Origin of the sequence: Pseudomonas sp. MYb541 (assembly GCF_037479595.1) — a bacterium.
GTDB classification, from domain to species: Bacteria; Pseudomonadota; Gammaproteobacteria; order Pseudomonadales; family Pseudomonadaceae; genus Aquipseudomonas; species Aquipseudomonas canadensis.
Window position 1 is genome coordinate 1 of the sequence record NZ_JBBGYS010000049.1, and the last position, 18372, is coordinate 18372.

The window sequence follows — 18372 nt, forward strand, 5'->3', positions numbered from 1 at the left end:
CCCCCCACCCCCAACAAAACAACCCCCCCCGGGGGGGGGGGGGGGGGCCGGCGGCCCCCCCCCCCCCGCCCCCCCCCCCCCCCCCAACCCCCCCCAAAAAAAAAAACCCGGGGGGGGGGGGCCCCCCCCCCCCCCACTACAGGATGCTTCTGCGCCGTCAAAAGATGTGTAGATACCTGTGTGCATCGCAGGCAAGCCAGCTCCCACAAAAGCCAGCTTCTACATGGGGTAAGTGTGGCGGCTAGAGTTGGTAATTCTTCAGTTCCCTGGCAATCACCATCCGCTGAATCTCGCTGGTCCCCTCGTAAATCTGCGTGATCCGCGCATCCCGGTAGTAACGCTCCACCGGGTAATCCTCCAGATACCCATACCCGCCATGAATCTGCATTGCTGACGAGCAGACCTTCTCCGCCATTTCCGAGGCAAACAGCTTCGCCTGGGAGGCTTCCGACAGGCACGGTTTGCCGGCACTGCGCAGTCGTGCAGCATGCAAGATCAACAAGCGTGCGGCATTCAGCTGGGTTTGCATGTCGGCCAGCAGATTGGCCACGCTCTGGTGCTCGATGATCGCCTTATTGAATTGCACGCGGTCACGGGCGTAGGCCAACGCCGCCTCAAACGCCGCACGAGCGATGCCCAGCGCCTGGGCGGCAATGCCGATGCGTCCGCCTTCCAGGTTGGAGAGGGCAATCGCCAGGCCTTTTCCGCGCTCACCCAGCAGGTTGGCCTCGGGCACTGTGCATTGGTTGAGGGTGACGGCGCAGGTGTCGGAGGCGCGAATGCCCATTTTGTGTTCGGTGCGGTCCACCACGAATCCCGGTGTTGTGGTGGGCACCAGGAACGCCGAGATGCCTTTTTTGCCCAGTTCCGGGTCGGTCACGGCAAATACGATCGCCAGTTTGGCGCGCTTGCCGTTGCTGACGAATTGCTTGGCGCCAGTGATCACCCACTGACCATCACGCAATTCGGCGCGGGTGCGCAAATTGTGAGCTTCGGAGCCGGCCTGGGGCTCGGTCAGGCAGAAGCAGCCAATGGCCTGGCCGCTGGCGAGGTCCGCCAGCCAAGTCTGCTTCTGTGCCTCTGTGCCGTAGTTGAGGATCGGCCCGCAACCCACTGAATTATGGATACTCATCAACGCGCCTGTGGCGCCGTCACCGGCAGAAATCTCTTCCACAGCGAGGGCGTAGGCGACGTAATCGACATAGGTGCCACCCCATTCTTCAGGCACCACCATGCCCAGCAGACCCAGTTCGCCCATCTTGGCGACCAGGGCGTCGTCGATCCAGCCGGCTTTCTCCCAGGCTTGGGCGTAGGGCGCAATTTCGCCACGGGCAAAGTCGCGTGCCATGTCGCGGATCATTACTTGTTCTTCTGTATATTCAATGTCTTGCATGGCTTAGTTCGCAACCTGCTCGAAGTGTTGAAAGAAGCTTTCTACATGGCTTAGGGACAGCCCATGCAGGGCGGGTGGGTTCCAGCGCGGGGCCTTGTCCTTGTCGATGATCAGCGCGCGCACGCCCTCAATGAGATCGCCACGTTCGAACCATTGGCGGTCCAAGTGCAGCTCCATCGCAAAACACTGCTCCAAAGGCAGCCGGCGGCCGCGACGTAGCATTTCAAGGGTAACGGCCATGGCCAGGGGGGAGCGGGTCTGCATCAGGTTGGCGGTGGTCAGCGCCCATTCGTGGCTGTCAGCTACGGTGACCTGTTGCAGTTGCTCGACAATGCTCGGCACATCCGGCAGCGCGAAGAAGTGGTCGATGGCGGGGCGCAAGGCGGCCAGTGGCGCATCGGGCAGTTGTTGCACGGCCAGCTTGGCGAGCACGCCTTGCAGATCCTTGAGCGGCGAGTCGTGCCATTGCAGGCGATCAAGCTTCTGGTCCAGGTCGGCCAGCTTGTTGCTTTCAAGGTACCAATCCGCCAGCCCGCAGTAGAGCGCGTCGGCTGCGCGGATCTGCACCCCGGTGACGCCCAGGTAAATCCCCAGCTCACCCGGAATACGCGGCAGGAAGTAGCTGCCGCCCACGTCAGGGAAATAGCCGATGGCCACTTCCGGCATCGCCAGGCGGCTGCGCTCGGTGACCACGCGCAAGTCGGCGCCTTGCACCAGGCCCATGCCACCGCCCAGGACAAACCCATCCATGAGTGCCAGTACCGGTTTGCGATAATGGTGGATGGCCAAATCCAGCGCGTATTCCTCGACGAAGAAGTCCTGGTGCAGGGTGTCGCCGTTCTTGAAGCTGTCATACAGCGAACGGATATCACCACCGGCACAAAAGGCTTTTTCACCCGCGCCGCGCAGGACCACCGCGTACACCTGCGGGTCGTCCGCCCACGCCTGCAACTGCAACGCCAGGCTGCGCACCATGTTCAGGGTAATGGCGTTCAAGCCGGCGGGGCGATTAAGGGTGAGGTGGCCGATATGGTTACGGACCTCGGCGAGGACTTCGTCCTGAAGTGTTTCTGCGTGGCTTGCCTCGGATGAAACCTGAGCAGTCATCGATAACTCCCTGCTTTTATTGTTCTTTATCAAGATGTTCGCGGACGAACCATCTCGCGATCGTACCAGTGCAAATTTGCCCAGTACAACCTTCAATCATGCAGGTCGTTTTTGCATTTATGCAGAGGTGTCGCGCCTATGATAATGCGCCGCTAACGCTTCGGCGCAGAACAAAATGGCACGTCTGGCATTCGCCTCAGCGCCGGGGTGGTTCATAAAGCCGTGGCGCATGCCTGAGTACTCCTTGTGCCGTACGGGCACACCTGCTTTCCTCAGCTTTCGTGCGAATGCTCGCCCTTCATCGCGCAGCAGATCGCAGCCGGCCGTGATGATCATCGTTGCCGGCAAGCCTTGAAGGCACGTGCCGCACGCAGGTGAAAGCCATGGATGTGCCAACGGAATACCAGGCGGAACGTACTGGCTCAGGTACCATTCCAGCAGTTCGGTGGTTAAGCCAAAACCTTCGGCGAACTCGGCACGAGAGCGGTTGCGCGCAAGACAGTCGACAATCGGGTACAGCAGTAACTGAAAGCCGATTGCTGGTTCTCCAAGGTCCCTGGCGATTTGGCAGACCACTGCGACAAGTCCACCCCCCGTGCCACCGCCGGCAACGGCAATTCGCCGAGTATCCAGCCCCAGCCCTGCGCCGTTGCGGGCAACCCATGCGGTGGCGGCATAGCAATCTTCGACCGCTCGGGGGAATGGGTATTCGGGCGGCCTGGCATAGTCCACAGCGATCACGGCACACTTGGCCCATTCACTTATCACCCGACAAAAGCTGTCGTGAGTGTCGAGGTCGCCGGCAACCCAGCCACCGCCGTGGAAATACATCAGTACAGGTGCCAGAGTCTGCAGGGCGGGGCGGTACATCCTCACCGCTACGGGTTGCTTTTGCGTCGCCAGGGTCAGGTCCCTGACTTCCATCATCACTGCATCACGCATTTCCTGGCGTGCCTGTGCAGGGGTCATGATGTTACAGCCACTGCCTGGGCCTCGATCTCCACCAGATACTCCTTTGCGATCAGCGCGTTGACCCCCAATAGCATGGTGGTAGGCGGGCAGCCTTTGAAGAACTCACCGTGGGCCTGGGCGATCTTTGGCCACAATTTCATGTTTGTGGTGTACATGCGTGTGGCAATTACCCGAGTGCGGTCGGTTCCCATCTGTTTTAAGGCGTCTTCGATGATGTTCAGGCAGCGCAGGGTCTGTTGATAGGCGTCTCCGATCGCACAAGGATTGCCATCTTTGCCGAATGCAACTGTTCCACTGGTGATGATTACCTGGCCAACCCGCAGCGCTCGACAATAACCAGCCTTCTGCTCCCAGGGAGCCGCTGAGAAGCAGCGCTTGATGGTGTCGTCAGTTTCAAGAATGACTGGGAACTGGCTCAAACCGCGAAACTGCAAGCTATTGCGCCGCCAGACAGGCGGCTGATGTTTGTCCAGGCTGATGTCGGGAAATCGTTGTAGCAATCGAGTGAGTAGTATCTCGGCTTCTAGCTTGAACAGCATCGAGCCCATACAAAAATGCGGGCCTCGGCCAAAGGCCAAGTGGTCGTGCTTTATGCGTCGTATATCGTAGCGATCAGGCTCCTTGAAGATTTTAGGGTCACGATTAGCTGCCGCTCGCAGCAAATACACCAGACAGCCTTTGCGCATAACCTGACCGTGCAACTCGACATCCGCGGTCAACACGCGGTGACTGAGTTGCCCGGCCGGACAGATGCGCAAGCCCTCTTCAATTGCGCCTTTGATCAAGGTCGGATCGCTTTTCAGTGCTGCTAATTGGTCTGGATGGCTCAGAAGATAGAAAAGCGTGATGCCCAATTGATCGGCGCTGGTGGTATTCCCGGCCAACAGCACAAAGGCTAGTTGGGCCAGGTAGTCGTCCTTGCTCATCCCGCTGGCGTCACCGGCGGCAATCACTCGGCTGACCAGGTCGTCCCTCGGTTGCCGGCGATGTGCGTCAATCAAACTGGAGAAGTACGCGTACATTTCTTCCATGCCGAGTAACGCTTGTTCGGGGCCGTAGTTCGGGTCGGGGCTGCCGACCATGAAAAAGATCATGGCATCCGTCCACTGCCTGAGTTTCAGCGCATCTTCGGCAGGGATGCCGTACAAGTTGGCGAGGATTCTGGCTGGAATCTGGTTGAACAACTGCTCCATCAATTCAGGTTTGGGGTCGAGTCCCTCCAGTAGATCATCGACAATGCGCTCAATATCCGTGCGCAACGCTTCGATGGTTTGCGGGGTAAATGCTCTCCCTAGTACACGTCGACCGTCCTCATGCGTCTTGCCGTCCAGTGCATACATCCAGCGTGAAGCCTTCTCAATAAACGGCTCTAACGCCTTACGTTTTTTAGGCGGTACTTGAGCATTTACCAACGCACGCATGCGCTCGGAGGAAAAGCGCCGTGCATCCGCCTGCGCGACGCTGACGTCGTCATAGCGTGACAGCAGCCAGGCTTTGTAGTGTTTGTCCCAGTGCACGGGGTGATGCTCACGCAGGCGGGTGAATGCTGGATAGGGATCAGCAATGATTTCAGGTGCCGACAAGTCAGGTATCGATTGGAGGGTCATTTCATTGCTCCTCATAAAGTGCGCGTGTGAACCGCTGGATGTAATCGGCATTGTCGATAGGGGCGCTGATCAAAAACTGAGGGGGTTTCAACAGCGTCGCCAGACGTTCGACCTGACTTCGAGTTGCGCATTTGTTGCCGATGCACTGGCTAAACAGGCCCCAAGGGTGCAATTGCGGCGCAAATACCCCCGTCAGATCGGCCAGGGTCTGTGAATTCAGCAGGCGTCCGGTCTCAACTTCTTGAATGATCAGGTCCAGTGCTCGGGCATAGGTCACCCCGATTGCCTCACCATGAGAAAAATCGCCACTACGCCGACGTTTTTTAATGATTTTCGCTTCAATACGTTGTGCGATATTTGCAGGTTCGTGACCCACAAACCGAAGACGGTTCAGTGCGTCTTTCATGACTTGGTAAGCCATGACGGAGCTGTCACCGGCAAAGGTATTGCCGACTTCGCAGTCCATCCGCTGGGTAACAATCTGGTTGTAATGATGAAAGCCCTGAGAACCGCACAGTTCACGCGCCAGACCGATCACCTCCAACCCCACCCAAGCGCCGAAGGACTTGCCTAACGCCGCCAGCCCATGAAGTTCCTTGCGCCTTTTGGGTTGGGCCCACTCACTCTCGAATCGTCTGCGAATCGATTGGTCCAGATACTTCAGCGCCAAGGCTTTGAGCTGGCTCACATACAAGCGCTGAAGAAACAACGGATTATTCAATAACGCTGCTCGCGAGCCGGACGCCTGTACTAATCGATGTTGAGCAAATCGATAGCTCAGATGAGCCGCAACGGATGCACTCTGGCGAATACCGGTAAGAAATAGCACGCGCTCTTGTAGAAAGGTTCCCAGGGCATTGATAAAGCGCTCTTGTTTGGGCAAGTCGCTGATGAACACGCCATCTCGCGTAAAGCGCGCGTGCCGTTGCATTAACGCAGACACAGGTAGCGAGACGTTGCAGAAGCGGATTGCTGCAACTTGATTGGCATGAATGCCGCCTTTGGGGTCGCAGGCCATCATCGTGATGCCTGGCAGCAGGCGGCCGTTTTCTCGTTTACGCACAATCACGCGAAACCAGTGATGCCCTTGATCCTCACCCTCTACCTCAAGGCGTGCGAGCACCATCAGTACCTGGGCGGCATGCAATGCGTTGCCGATCCAGCATTTGCAGGCTTCGGGAGAGGGCGAGTGAAGAATTAGGCGATGTTGCTGCCGATCGTAGGTCACTCGCGTTTGTACGTTGCGAACATCGGTACCCACGGCAACCTCCGTGCAGCCGAAGGCATAGACCTTGCGCATACCAATGGTTTCCTCCCGGTAGCGGGCTATCTGGCGCGGACTGCCGTGGTTCAACACAACGTCAACGGCGATCATGTGATCCACCACTGATGAATGTAAGGCGTAGTCAAAGGCGCTGAGCCAGCTCATCGATTCGCAGAATTCAGAGAACCGTGACTGTTGAGGCTGCCCCAGCCAAAAATCGTTATTGAGGATGCCCGCGCTGAAAATTGCATGCATGCGCCGGATGGTCAGGTCCATATAGGCTCTGAGAGGGAGGTGATAGCGTTGACGTGGTTCGAACAGCGGGGTGTTGAACAGGTGTTCCAGGAGATCGCCCATGACATGTCGTTCCTTAGCTAGACATTCCTTGTCTTCGCTACTGGTACGACACTAGACCAGACTTCAACGCGTACAACGGACAATTGCAGGTGATCAAATAACGTTAGCCGTGACTGGAGCGATTTCAAGTCAACAGGTTTCCATTCGTCGATGCTGTTATGACACCCGACTAGCCAGCACTTCACCAATACTGCGGCGCCTGGCGTGGGTTTCCGCTGCGTGAATCAACTGTTCCAGCTCCGTGGGTGCCACATCGTAGAACTGCTCCATTTCAGCCAGCGCCAGCTTCAGATCGGCGGCGGTGATGGCGGGGTCTCGATTGGCGTTGGGATTGACCAAGATAGCCGCCGGTGATTCAGCGGCACCTTTTGGATAGCGCGTGCGCGTGGCGTTGTTGTAGACCAGAGCGCAGGCCAGCAAGGCGCCGGCACCGAGCAGCACTGCGCCCAATTCATACCAACCCAGGGCAGCGGAGGCCGGATCAGCCAGGACCAGCGTCATGGCCAGGCCACCGGCCGGCGGGTGCAGGCAGCGCAACCAGCACATCAGCACCACTGTCATGCCCGCCGCCAGGCAGGCGCCGCCCAGGGAAGGGCCAAGGACGCGGGCGACCAGCAAGGCAACTACACCTGCGCACAGGTAGCTGCCGATGATCGACCAGGGCTGCGCCAGGGCGCCCGAGGACACGGCAAACAACAACACGGCGGAAGCACCGAGGGGGCCGAGCAGGTGCAACGCCACCTCCATGCCAAATACTTGGGAACACACCCAGACACTGAGCAGGGTGCCCAAGGCCATACCGATGGCGGCGCGGCTCCATTCAGTGGGGCGGGTATTGATAGCAGCGGGGAACCAGCGAGCGAGCATTGAAAGGGGATCCATAAACAGCGGGCAAAAAAAAGGCTTGTCTGGTTGCCCGGAAAAGCCCTTTGAAAGTTCCAACATTTGGGGGAAGGAACTTATGCAGTGTGCCGACCTAGGAAGGATGGTGCCAATGCATATTGATGCAGGTTGAGTGCAAAAATAATGAATTGAATGCCGGTACTGCCGGTGCAATGGTCAAGGTTGCGGCGCTTTGGCCAAGTGCAGCAGTACGTAAGGGTTGCGGTCAAACTCACCGACCAGGGTCGGGGTAAGGGTGCGAAAGCGCGGGTCCTGCAAGCCTTCGTAATCCGCTTGACTCATCACCAACCAGGCTGGCCCCTGGATTGGCTTCAGCTCGGCTTCCAGCTGCGTAAACAACGGCACTTGGTCGCAGTCGAGGTTGACCATGTATTTGATCGCCTTGGCGTCTTTGCCCAGGCCGTGCAACACCACGGGTGCCTTTTGCTGCATGACGTGCTCATGCACTTGCAAGGTAAAGGTTCGGGTGTCATAGACACTGCGTTCAAGCGGTTCGACCACCAGGATATAAGTGGCCCATACCGCCAGTACGGCTGCAAAAGCCGGTCCGACCGTGCGCAATTGAGTTTTGAACAGCGCCAGCAACGCCACTAGCTGCAGCCCGCCAAGCACACCGAACACCCAGCCCAAATGGCTCAATTGTTCCGGGTAGCGCGGCCGCGCGAAGAGCAACCCGGCTATCAACAGCGTCGGCAACAAGGTCCAGATACCGAGCATCAACCCACGCAAACCGGCAAACAGCCGCCCATGTGCCACCTGGAACGGATACGCGGCAATCATCGCCGCCATGGGCAGCATCGGCAGTACATACCGCGCTTTTTTCGCCTGGGGAATCGACAAGCCCAGCATCACCAGCAGACCTGCGGCGGCGCAGTACCACACCAACTGCAATGCCGGTCCCGGCGCCCGGCGCCCACTGATCACCATCGCCAACAGCACCAGCACAGCTATCGGATACGCCAGGGCATAGTTGCCCAGGGAGCTAGTGAAGTAATACAGCACGCCGCTGGAGCCTTCGCTGCCATCCATGCGCCCGAGGAACTGCATGCGGATCACGTCCTGCATGAAACGCTCGCCGCCGCTCAGTTTAGCCATCAGCAATAACAAGCCGACGCACGCCACCAGCAATGCCAACGCAATCAAACCAAAGCTGAACAGTTGCCGCCATTGGCGGTTGATCAGGTAATAGCTGCACAGCACGCCAGTGGGAATGACCAGCCCGATCGGCCCACGTACCGCAAAGCCGAGAATCAGCAGCAGGTACAACCAATGCAGGCGTTTACCTGCACCGAAGTGGTCGTGTGCATACCCCAGGTAGAACACCGCCAGGGCGATCGCCGCCAACATCTGGTCGAGGGACACCGCACGGGTTTCGCTGATAAAACTGCTGCTTAGCAACAGCATTGCGATGCTCAATAGACCCCAGCGCTGGGAGTAGGGCGCCGTCAGGCGATACACCAGGGTGACGATCGACGCCGAAGCAACGGCCGTAGGCAGCCAGGCAGTAAAGCGGGTGACCTCGCCAAACGGCAACGACACCAGCCACGTCATCAACGTCGACGTGGCCAAGTAATCCGCATAAGGCTGGCCGTAGGTGGTTGGGAAGAAACCAGGCCCATGGCGCAACATTTCCTGGGCAAACAGCACGAAGCGGGAGTCGAAGCCGATGATTGCCTGGTGCCAACTGCCGGCTATGAATAGCAACAACGCCAGCAATCCCAAACCGAGGGATTGGCGGCGGACCGTTGGATTTAACAGGGACGGTTGAGCTTTGTTCACGTATCAGGCTTCCACAACCTGCGGCAACCATTGTTGCTGCGGAATCGGCAACTGGCAGGAGTCGCCGCGGCCGATCGGGTAGTACTGGAAGCCTTTACGCGCCAGGCGCTCGCCGTCGTAGAGGTTGCGGCCGTCGAAGATCACCGGGGTTTTCAGGCGTTGGTGGATCAAGTCGAAGTCCGGCGCCTTGAACTGCTGCCATTCGGTGCAGACAATCAGCGCATCGGCGCCGCCGAGGGTGGATTCCGGGGTGCCCATCAGCATCAACCGTGGATCATCGCCGTAGATGCGCTGGGTTTCCTGCATGGCTTCGGGGTCGAACGCACGCACGTTGGCGCCGGCGGCCCACAAGGCTTCCATCAGCACACGGCTGGGCGCATCACGCATGTCATCGGTGTTCGGCTTGAACGCCAGGCCCCACAGAGCAAAGGTTTTGCCGCGCAGGTTGCCCTTGAAGAACGCGTTGATGCGTTCGAACAGCTTGCTCTTCTGGCGCTGATTGATGGCTTCCACCGCTTCCAACAGGTCGCTGGAGCAGTTGGCCTGCTTGGCGCTGTGGATCAGGGCACGCATGTCCTTGGGGAAGCACGAACCGCCATAACCGCAGCCGGGGTAGATGAAGTGGTAACCGATGCGTGAGTCGGCGCCGATACCAAGGCGTACGGCTTCGATGTCCGCGCCCAGGTGCTCGGCCAACTCGGCGATCTGGTTGATGAAGCTGATCTTGGTCGCCAACATGCAGTTGGCGGCGTATTTGGTCAGCTCGGCGCTGCGCAGGTCCATGAAGATGATGCGGTCATGGTTGCGGTTGAACGGGGCGTACAGGTCGCGCATGACCTCGCGTACTTCTTCACGCTCGCAGCCGATGATGATGCGGTCGGGGCGGCGGCAGTCGGCCACGGCTGAACCTTCCTTGAGGAATTCCGGGTTGGAGACGATATCGAACTCCAGATGCCGGCCAGCCAGGTGAAGGGCTTTTTCGATATGCGCGCGCAGGGTATCGCCAGTGCCGACGGGCACAGTGGATTTTTCCACCAGGATCACCGGCTCCTTGCGATGGCGAGCGACCGCATCGCCCACCGATAGCACGTACTTCAGGTCAGCCGAGCCGTCTTCATCCGAAGGCGTGCCCACGGCGATAAACAGCACTTCGCCGTGTTCGACCGCGAGTTTCTCGTCATGGGTAAAGTGCAGTCGCCCGCTTTCCAGATTTTCCTTGACCATCGCTGCCAGCCCCGGCTCGAAGATCGTCACATGGCCTTTCTGCAAAGACTCGACCTTGTTTTTGTCAACGTCCATGCAGATGACATCGTGACCGACTTCGGCCAATACGGTGGCCTGCACCAGACCGACGTAACCACTACCAAATACACTGATTTTCATGGGGCATTCCTGGGACTTGTAGCGCTAGCACGACGAGAGTTGATAACCAGCACACCGAGGATGACAAGCGCCACCCCCAGGGTTTTTGAAACGGAAAAATGTTCGTTGAACACCGGCAGGCTGGCCGCCAGCAGGTACACCAAGGCGTAGCTGATGCTCAACAGCGAGTAGGCGCGGCCCAGCGGCAGGTGCTTGAGCGCGCCCAACCAGCAGAGCATCGACAGCGCGTAGGCCAGGATCGCCAGGCTTACCACGCCGAGAGCGCCAAGATTGATCTGTGCACTGAGCCAATCGCTGGGCAGCGGCAAGCGCGTCATGCTCCAGCGCATGCCCAGTTGGGCGGCACTGACCAGGCCGACACTGCCCAGGGCCAAGGCAAACCCTTGAACCCGGCTCATACGTGGCGCCCCAACAACACGACACCACCGATTACCAGCGCCACGCCCAGCCAATGACGGCTGTCGATGGGCTCATGAAAGACAAACCGCGCCACCAGCGTGACCAGCACGAAGTTCAGGCTGAGCATGGGGTAGGCAATGCCCACTTCCAGGCGTTGCAACACCAGCAGCCACACCAGCAGGCCGAGGCCCAGGCACATCAGCGCCGACCACAACCACGGCGAACGCAGTTTCAGCGCCCAGCCTTCGGGCAGGTCGCGCCAACTTTCCACGGCGAATTTCTGCGAAACCTGGCCCATGCAGGTCAGCAAGCAGGCAGCCAATAACAGCAGCAGGGTGATCAAGGCGTCACCTGCGGGAAGATCAAAATCACGATATTGCCTTGCTCATAGCGCTGGCCGTCGCTGGGCAACAAAGCGATTTCGGCTCGCTCATCGTCACCTTTGACGCGCATCACCACACCGACCGTGCCTTTTTTACGCGCATCACTCATCCACTGCTGAACCTGAGGCATATCCACCTTGTGATGCCCGGCATCCGGGTAGGCGAGGCCGTATTTGACTTCACCGACGGTGTTGTAGAGCGTCACGTCCGGCCGTGCCAGGCGCCACGACAAGGCCGATGCGGCGCCGAGGTCATTGCTCAACAGTGCAGTGGCCGGTTGCAGTTCCTGCAGGTGATCGATGATGAATTGGTCGGGGGTCTTGTTGTAGACCACTGAGTGCGGCAGCCCGGCTGGCAACAGGGCGACCATCAGCCAGCTGCCAAGCACTGGCATCGCCCACAAGCGAAGCGGCTGTGCGGCCTGCAGCAGGTTGACCAGTATCCAGCCGAACAGGAATGTGAACACCAGTACCAGGCTGAGTGTTTCCTGACCGTGTTCATACACCGGCTTTTTCAGTTGGAACCAGCTCAGCGCCAGCAGCATCACCACGCCGATGATCAGGTTCAGCCAGCCGTTGATACGCAATGCGCGGTAACGACCCTGGGCCAGCTTGTCGGCCAGGGTGCTGCCCATCAGCAACGCCAACGGCAGCAGGCACGGCATGATATAGGAGGGCAACTTGCCCTTGGCCAGGCTGAAGAACGCCAGGGGCATCAGCAACCACAGCAATACAAAGCCGGTTTGTGCGCTGCGTTTGTCCTGCCAGGCCTGTTTGAGCGTGGACGGCAACAACGCCACCCACGGCAGGCAGAACGCAACCAGCAGCGGCAGGTAATACCAGAACGGCTCGGCGTGCTGGGCATCGTCGCCGGCAAAGCGCTGGATATGTTCGTGCCAGAAGAAGAAATTCCAGTAGTCGGGCTCTTGCAGGTGCACGGCCAGCGCCCACGGCAGGCTGATGACAATCGCCACCACCACCGCCACTAGGCCGTAACCCAGTAATTCACGGAATCGCTTTTGCCAGATCGCATAGGGCAGGGCGATCAACACGGGGAGTAACCAGGCGAGGAAACCCTTGGTCATGAAGCCCATGCCACAGGCAAACCCCAGCAGCGCCCAAGCACTGAGCCGCCCATTACGGGTGGTGCTGTCGAAGCAAAACCACAAGGCCACGCCGGTCAGATTCACCCAGAAGGTGAACTGCGGATCGAGGTTGGCATAACCGCCCAGGGCCGCCACGCTGACAAAACTCATGTACAGCACGGTGCTGATCAGGCTCTTCTGCGGGTCATTCCACAACCGACGCGACACCAGGTACACCAACAGGATGCTCAATCCGGTGCTCAACGCCGACGCAAAGCGCACGCCGAACAGGTTCTGCCCGAAGATCGCCTGGCCCAGCGCGATCATCCAATAGCCCGCCGCCGGTTTCTCGAAATAGCGGATGCCCATGAAGTGCGGCGACGCCCATTTGCCGGTCAGCAGCATTTCCTGGCTGATTTGCGCATAACGGGTTTCATCCGGAATCCACAGGCCATGGGTAGCCAGCGGCAGCAGGTAAAACACGCCAAATGCCAACAGGAGCAGGGGCAGGGCCCAACGGCGGATCATACCTGTTGCACTCCGAGCCAACCCTCACGGCCGGGCAAGACGCCGCGCACCAGTTGTTGCTGGGGCAGGGTAGTCAGGTCCGTCGGCAACAAGTCGCCCAGCGGTTTGAAGTCGATGCCGCGCTGCCCTGCCTGGGCGAGCAACTGGCGGAAATCATTGGCCATCAGAATCCCTTCTACTTCTGCGTGGATCGTATAGACGTTGAGCTTCGACGCGGCAAAGCGGTCGAGGATGAACGTGTTGAAGTCTTTGGCAGCCACCACCGGCCCGACGACTTCGTCGAAGGTCGGCAGGTCCACCGGAATTTGTGGGGTGCCCGCGCTGCCATCGGCCAAGGTTGGACGAAACAGGCTGGTGCCCCGGCAATCACTGTTGTAACGGAAATTGAAGCCTTGCTTGGCTTGCACCACGCGCTCGTCGGCACGCCAACCGGCGGCGGCGGAACAGTCGATGCGCTCGCCGAGAATGTCGTTCAAGGTGTCGACGCCACGGCGGATCTGTTCGACCAGCTGTGCTTCGCTCCAACGCCCGGTGTTGGCCTGCCAGCCGTGGTGGTCCCACGCGTGCAGGCCCACCTCATGCCCGGCGGCCTTGGCCTGGCGCATCAAATGCCCCAGGTCACGGCCGATCGGCTTGCCCGGCCAGGCGGTGCCGGCCAGCAAGATGTCCAGGCCATACAGCCCGACGGCGTTGGAACGCAGCATCTTCCACAGGAACTGCGGGCGGATGAGGCGCCATAAGTGGCGCCCCATGTTGTCCGGCCCGACACTGAAGAAGAACGTCGCTTTAACCGAGGCTTCATCCAGGGATTCGAGCAACCGTGGCACACCTTCACGGGTGCCGCGGTAGGTGTCGACGTCGATTCGCAAGCCTGCCTGCATTACTTTTTGTCCGCTATTTCGAGCATGGCTTCACGCAGGAAGAAATCCAGCGTGTTGCCGATGGTTTCGCTCATTTCAACGGTCGGCTCCCAATTCAGCAGGCGCTTGGCGTTTTCGATGCTTGGCTTGCGGTGGGCCACATCCTGGTAACCGGTGCCGTAGAACGCCTTGCTTTCTACATCACGGAAACCAGCGAACGGCGGGAAGTTGCCACGCAGCGGGTGCGCTTCGAACTGACGCAGCAGCTCTTCGCCCAACTGACGGATGCTGGCTTCGTTTTCCGGGTTGCCGATGTTGATGATCTGGCCGTTGCACGCGTCGTTGTCGTTATCAATGATGCGCGCCAGGGCCTCGATACCGTCGGCGATGTCGGTGAAGCAACGCTTCTGCTCGCCACCGTCGAACAGGCGGATCGGCGTGCCTTCCACCAGGTTCAGGATTAGCTGGGTGATGGCGCGGGAACTGCCGATACGTGCCGAGTCCAGGCGGTCGAGGCGCGGGCCCATCCAGTTGAACGGACGGAACAGGGTGAAGTTCAGGCCCTTGGCGCCATAGGCCCAGATCACGCGGTCCAGCAGTTGCTTGGAAACCGAGTAGATCCAGCGCTGCTTGTTGACCGGGCCGACCACCAGGTTGGAGGTGTCTTCGTCGAAGTACTGGTCCTGGCACATGCCATAGACTTCGGAGGTCGACGGGAAGATCACGCGCTTGTTGTACTTGACGCAGTAGCGCACCAGCTTGAGGTTTTCTTCGAAGTCCAGCTCGAACACGCGCAGCGGGTTGCGGGTGTATTCGATCGGCGTGGCGATGGCCACCAGCGGCAAGACCACGTCGCATTTCTTGATGTGGTACTCGATCCACTCGGTGTGGATGCTGATGTCGCCTTCCACGTAATGGAAGTTCGGGTGACTGCGCAGGCGCTCGATGGCATCGGAGCCGATGTCCAGGCCATAGACTTCGTAGCGGTCGTCACGCAGCAGGCGCTCGGACAGGTGGTTACCGATAAAACCGTTCACACCCAGGATCAGCACGCGTGTACGGCGTGGCGTGCGGCCGGACTCGGCGCCGCGCAGCACGGAACCGTCGACCAGGCCCAATTCGTTGGCCAGGGAAGGACCGGCCAGATACAGACCGTTGTCGTTGCGCTGGCCGAACTTGACCACCAGGGAGTCTTCACCGCAGGCAATGCGCAGCGGGTTGACGCTGATCACACGGCCCGGCGCCAGGCCTTCGTTGCCCTTGACCACTTCGGCTTGCCACACGATCAGCTTGTGCTCGCCCACGGCGCAGAAGGCACCCGGATACGGCTGGGTGACGGCACGGACCAGGTTGAACAGTTCTTCAGCCGGTTTTTTCCATTCCAGCTTGCCATCGGCAGCGGTGCGGCGACCGAAGTAAGTGGCCTGGCTTTCGTCCTGGGCGGTTTCAGCCAGCTTGCCTTGGGCCAGTTGCGGCAGGGCGTCGCGCAGCAGGTTGCTGGCGGCGTCGCGCAGTTTGGCGTGCAGCGTCAGGCCGGTGTCGTTGCGCTCGATGATGACTTTCTGCTGGGCCAGGATCGCGCCGGCATCGGCACGCGTGACCATGCGGTGCAGGGTCACGCCGGTTTCGGTTTCGCCGTTGACCAGTACCCAGTTGGCCGGGGCGCGGCCACGGTATTTCGGCAGCAGCGAGCCATGCAGGTTGAACGCGCCTTTGCGCGCAGTGGCCAACAGGGGCTCGCTCAGCAGGTTGCGGTAGTAGAACGAGAAAATGTAGTCAGGGTTCAGCTTGGCGATGCGCTCGATCCACAGCGGGTGGTTGGCGTCTTCCGGCGCGTGCACGGGGATGCCGTTACGTGCGCACAGTTGGGCAACGGAACCATAGAAATTGTTTTCCTTCGGGTCGTCGGCATGGGTGAACACAGCAGCAATTTCGTAACCGGTGTTGAGCAGCGCTTCAATGCCTGCACAACCAATGTCGTGGTACGCGAATACAACAGCTTTTGAACTCATGATTGGACCTGATCAGCAGAAGAAGTAGAGGTATGGGAAGACACCAGGCCGTCGACGACGACCACGGGAGCCGGTGCTGCCGGTTGGTTGCGCAGCACTTTTTCGATAAAGAAGCGTGGGCGGGCACGCACGTCGCTGTACATGCGGCCCAGGTATTCACCCAACAGGCCCATGCCGATGAACTGGCCACCGGTGAACACGAACAGCACCGCGAACAGCACGAACAAGCCGTCGCCGGCCCAGTCGGCACCAAAGGCCAGGCGCATGACGATCAACGCCAAGGCAAACAGAATGCCCAGCGCCGCCAGGCTGAAGCCGACGATGGAGAGCAGGCGCAGCGGGGTGGTGGTCATGCAGGTCAGCAAGTCGAACATCAGGCTGATCAGACGCATGGCGCTGTATTTGGATTCGCCGTGTTCACGCTCGGCGTGGTGCACCAGGATCTCGGTGGTGTGGCGGGCAAAGCCGTTGGCCAGGATCGGGATAAAGGTGCTGCGCTCGCGGCAGGCCAGCATCGCATCGACGATGGTGCGGCGGTAGGCGCGCAGCATGCAGCCATAATCGGTCATGGCCACGCCGGTGGAGCGCTGCACGGCCAGGTTGATCAAGCGCGAAGGCCAGCGGCGGAAGGCCGAGTCCTGGCGATTGTTGCGCACGGTGGCTACCACGTCGTAGCCGAGGGCGGCTTGTTCGACCAGGCGCGGGATTTCTTCGGGCGGGTTCTGCAGGTCGGCGTCAAGGGTGATCACCACTTCGCCCCGGCACTGCTCGAAACCGGCCATGATCGCCGCATGCTGGCCATAGTTGCGGTTGAGGATCACCGCGACCACGTTGCTGCCGTCTTCAGCGGCGGCGTCTTCCAGCAGTTGGGCCGAATTGTCGCGACTACCGTCATCCACCAGGATGATTTCGTATTCGTAGGCCAGTTGCTTGCAGGCTGCCGTGGTGCGGCGCAGCAATTCAGGCAGGCTCTCTTGTTCGTTGTAGACCGGGATAACGATCGACACGCAATGAATAGGGTAGGGTTTCAAAGATTCATGACCTCGGGGTTAGAGCAACTTGGCGCGTGGCAACAGCAGCAATCATTGGGCGAAAGTCCAGGCCGCAGGTTAATAAACGGCGCTAAAGATGAAGCGTAATCAAGAGGTTAGACGATATAGCGCGGTTTGCTATGAAGTGCTGTCTTTAAGATTAAGCGTAAAAATGTGGAACAGATATGAAAGGCAGATGAAAAACTCGTTTATTTGACAGGTAGACAGCTAGGGTTCAGCTAAGCAACTAACGGAGCGTCGGCTTAAGTTAGTAAGCGAAATAGGAACTGTCTGTAGGGCAATTGGTTCAACTTGAGCGCCGACGTTCCACCCTCGAATTTTAGTGAAGAATCTTCTCTGCAAGGCGCCCCAAGTGCCGGTAAAGTAAGCCGTCTCTTGCCAGGGTGATCGGATGAATAGCGTGCAGCTTTTACGTGGCCAGTTGCGGCCAGTGTTGATGGGTTTGTTGTTGAGCGTGGCGTGTATCACCACCGTACAAGCCGACGACGGGGTCGCGCTCACGAGCATCGACCAGGTGCCGGATGGGGTGGAGGTGCGTGGCAAGCAGATCGCTGCCTATATTTGGGACGACAAGCAAGGCAAGAATCTGCTGGTGCTCGCCGAGCAGGTCAGCGAGCGTGACGACGACGGCACTCAGTCGGCTTTTGTGTACGCGGCCCAGTATTTGATCGATGGCAACCGCCCCAAACGCGTGTGGATGCTCTACGACGATGTACAGCACTGCGAATTCGACGCCTCGTTGCGCTTCGACCGCGCTGCGACCAAGGTCACCGACCTGACCGGCGATGGCATCACCCAGGCCACCGTGGGCTATTCGCGCACCTGCACCAGTGATGTCAGCCCCAATGAATTCAAGCTGATCATGCATGTCGGCAAGTCGCAGAAGTACCGTTTGCGCGGTGTCGACCGGGTCGGTGCGGCCTGGTGGGACGAGGAGGCCGGCGCCTTGCGCGGCATGCCGTTGCCCAAGGATTGCAGCGTGGCCGGGCAGCAGGCGCTGGTGAGCCAGTACAAGGAGCAGGGCACCGAGCTGCCGTTGCCCGGTTGCTACGGCGACGAGAAGGACTTTGCCAAGGCCCCCGAGGCCTACCTGGCGTTCATGCGCCAGCACTGGTTCGCGCTGATGCAGAAGCAAGACAGCGACTGGAGCCAGGCCCAGGTCCAGCCGCAGGACTCTTCCGAAGATGACGACACGTCCCCGTGATTTTGTGCCAAGGCCGGTCCTGGGTTAGACTCGGCCTTCGCCAATTCACTAAATACCTCGATTAAACAAAGGCTTGCTCGGGGTA

At 59.5% G+C, this 18372-nt stretch carries 15 protein-coding genes; 1 reads left to right on the forward strand and 14 read right to left on the reverse strand.

Annotated features, from left to right (window positions below; translation table 11 throughout):
- Nucleotides 1-241: 241 nt before the first annotated feature.
- The 14 genes from WH299_RS24870 to arnC all read right to left on the reverse strand — a co-directional run bounded on the left by WH299_RS24870 (nt 242) and on the right by arnC (nt 17062).
- Entirely contained in the window at nt 242-1393 is a 1152-nt protein-coding gene (locus tag WH299_RS24870) for an acyl-CoA dehydrogenase family protein (RefSeq protein ID WP_339551574.1), read from the reverse strand.
- Between the two features lie 3 nt (nt 1394-1396).
- Nucleotides 1397-2500: an enoyl-CoA hydratase/isomerase family protein gene (locus WH299_RS24875; protein WP_339551576.1), complete on the reverse strand. Its 1104-nt coding sequence runs from the start codon at nt 2498-2500 to the stop codon at nt 1397-1399.
- 117 nt (nt 2501-2617) lie between these two features.
- Nucleotides 2618-3469, reverse strand: coding sequence for an alpha/beta hydrolase (locus WH299_RS24880; protein ID WP_339551578.1), 852 nt, complete (start codon nt 3467-3469; stop codon nt 2618-2620).
- Nucleotides 3466-5079, reverse strand: a complete 1614-nt coding sequence (locus tag WH299_RS24885; RefSeq protein WP_122727069.1) for a cytochrome P450 — start codon at nt 5077-5079, stop codon at nt 3466-3468. The genes WH299_RS24880 and WH299_RS24885 overlap by 4 nt, the downstream gene beginning before the upstream one ends.
- A 1-nt stretch (nt 5080) precedes the next feature.
- Nucleotides 5081-6700, reverse strand: a complete 1620-nt coding sequence (locus tag WH299_RS24890) for an acyl-CoA dehydrogenase family protein (protein WP_339551581.1) — start codon at nt 6698-6700, stop codon at nt 5081-5083.
- Between the two features lie 156 nt (nt 6701-6856).
- Nucleotides 6857-7567 (reverse strand): HPP family protein, encoded by a 711-nt coding sequence (locus WH299_RS24895; RefSeq protein ID WP_339551582.1) that lies wholly within the window; start codon nt 7565-7567, stop codon nt 6857-6859.
- Between the two features lie 192 nt (nt 7568-7759).
- A complete protein-coding gene (locus WH299_RS24900) occupies nt 7760-9382 on the reverse strand; it encodes an ArnT family glycosyltransferase (RefSeq protein WP_339551584.1) in 1623 nt (540 codons plus the stop codon).
- Between the two features lie 3 nt (nt 9383-9385).
- Nucleotides 9386-10765 carry a UDP-glucose dehydrogenase family protein gene (locus tag WH299_RS24905; RefSeq protein ID WP_028616173.1) on the reverse strand — a complete coding sequence of 460 codons (1380 nt, stop codon included), beginning with the start codon at nt 10763-10765 and terminating at the stop codon, nt 9386-9388.
- The gene (gene arnF, locus WH299_RS24910) at nt 10762-11163 is read right to left on the reverse strand and encodes a 4-amino-4-deoxy-L-arabinose-phosphoundecaprenol flippase subunit ArnF (protein ID WP_068933137.1); all 402 of its coding nucleotides are present in this window, start codon (nt 11161-11163) and stop codon (nt 10762-10764) included. The genes WH299_RS24905 and arnF overlap by 4 nt, the downstream gene beginning before the upstream one ends.
- Nucleotides 11160-11507, reverse strand: a complete 348-nt coding sequence (arnE, locus tag WH299_RS24915; protein ID WP_028616171.1) for a 4-amino-4-deoxy-L-arabinose-phosphoundecaprenol flippase subunit ArnE — start codon at nt 11505-11507, stop codon at nt 11160-11162. The genes arnF and arnE overlap by 4 nt, the downstream gene beginning before the upstream one ends.
- Complete coding sequence (gene arnT, locus WH299_RS24920) at nt 11504-13159, reverse strand: lipid IV(A) 4-amino-4-deoxy-L-arabinosyltransferase (protein WP_339551586.1); 1656 nt, start codon at nt 13157-13159, stop codon at nt 11504-11506. The genes arnE and arnT overlap by 4 nt, the downstream gene beginning before the upstream one ends.
- On the reverse strand, nt 13156-14040 hold the full coding sequence (arnD, locus tag WH299_RS24925; RefSeq protein ID WP_126570291.1) for a 4-deoxy-4-formamido-L-arabinose-phosphoundecaprenol deformylase: 885 nt from the start codon (nt 14038-14040) through the stop codon (nt 13156-13158). The genes arnT and arnD overlap by 4 nt, the downstream gene beginning before the upstream one ends.
- Nucleotides 14040-16031, reverse strand: coding sequence for a bifunctional UDP-4-amino-4-deoxy-L-arabinose formyltransferase/UDP-glucuronic acid oxidase ArnA (gene arnA / locus WH299_RS24930; RefSeq protein ID WP_339551587.1), 1992 nt, complete (start codon nt 16029-16031; stop codon nt 14040-14042). Before arnA ends, arnD begins: the two co-directional genes overlap by 1 nt.
- Nucleotides 16028-17062, reverse strand: a complete 1035-nt coding sequence (arnC, locus tag WH299_RS24935; protein ID WP_028616167.1) for an undecaprenyl-phosphate 4-deoxy-4-formamido-L-arabinose transferase — start codon at nt 17060-17062, stop codon at nt 16028-16030. The genes arnA and arnC overlap by 4 nt, the downstream gene beginning before the upstream one ends.
- 412 nt (nt 17063-17474) lie before the next feature.
- Between arnC and WH299_RS24940 the strand changes: the two genes are divergently transcribed.
- The gene (locus tag WH299_RS24940; protein WP_323623635.1) at nt 17475-18287 is read left to right on the forward strand and encodes a M949_RS01915 family surface polysaccharide biosynthesis protein; all 813 of its coding nucleotides are present in this window, start codon (nt 17475-17477) and stop codon (nt 18285-18287) included.
- Nucleotides 18288-18372: the final 85 nt, after the last annotated feature.

Coding starts and splice junctions, on each gene's coding strand:
- WH299_RS24905 (WP_028616173.1), bottom strand. CDS start 10,765: ATGAAAATCAGTGTATTTGGTAGTGGTTACGTCGGTCTGGTGCAGGCC.
- WH299_RS24895 (WP_339551582.1), bottom strand. CDS start 7,567: ATGCTCGCTCGCTGGTTCCCCGCTGCTATCAATACCCGCCCCACTGAA.
- arnD (WP_126570291.1), bottom strand. CDS start 14,040: ATGCAGGCAGGCTTGCGAATCGACGTCGACACCTACCGCGGCACCCGT.
- arnF (WP_068933137.1), bottom strand. CDS start 11,163: ATGAGCCGGGTTCAAGGGTTTGCCTTGGCCCTGGGCAGTGTCGGCCTG.
- WH299_RS24875 (WP_339551576.1), bottom strand. CDS start 2,500: ATGACTGCTCAGGTTTCATCCGAGGCAAGCCACGCAGAAACACTTCAG.
- WH299_RS24880 (WP_339551578.1), bottom strand. CDS start 3,469: ATGACCCCTGCACAGGCACGCCAGGAAATGCGTGATGCAGTGATGATG.
- WH299_RS24940 (WP_323623635.1), top strand. CDS start 17,475: ATGAATAGCGTGCAGCTTTTACGTGGCCAGTTGCGGCCAGTGTTGATG.
- WH299_RS24890 (WP_339551581.1), bottom strand. CDS start 6,700: ATGGGCGATCTCCTGGAACACCTGTTCAACACCCCGCTGTTCGAACCA.
- WH299_RS24870 (WP_339551574.1), bottom strand. CDS start 1,393: ATGCAAGACATTGAATATACAGAAGAACAAGTAATGATCCGCGACATG.
- arnA (WP_339551587.1), bottom strand. CDS start 16,031: ATGAGTTCAAAAGCTGTTGTATTCGCGTACCACGACATTGGTTGTGCA.
- WH299_RS24885 (WP_122727069.1), bottom strand. CDS start 5,079: ATGACCCTCCAATCGATACCTGACTTGTCGGCACCTGAAATCATTGCT.
- arnT (WP_339551586.1), bottom strand. CDS start 13,159: ATGATCCGCCGTTGGGCCCTGCCCCTGCTCCTGTTGGCATTTGGCGTG.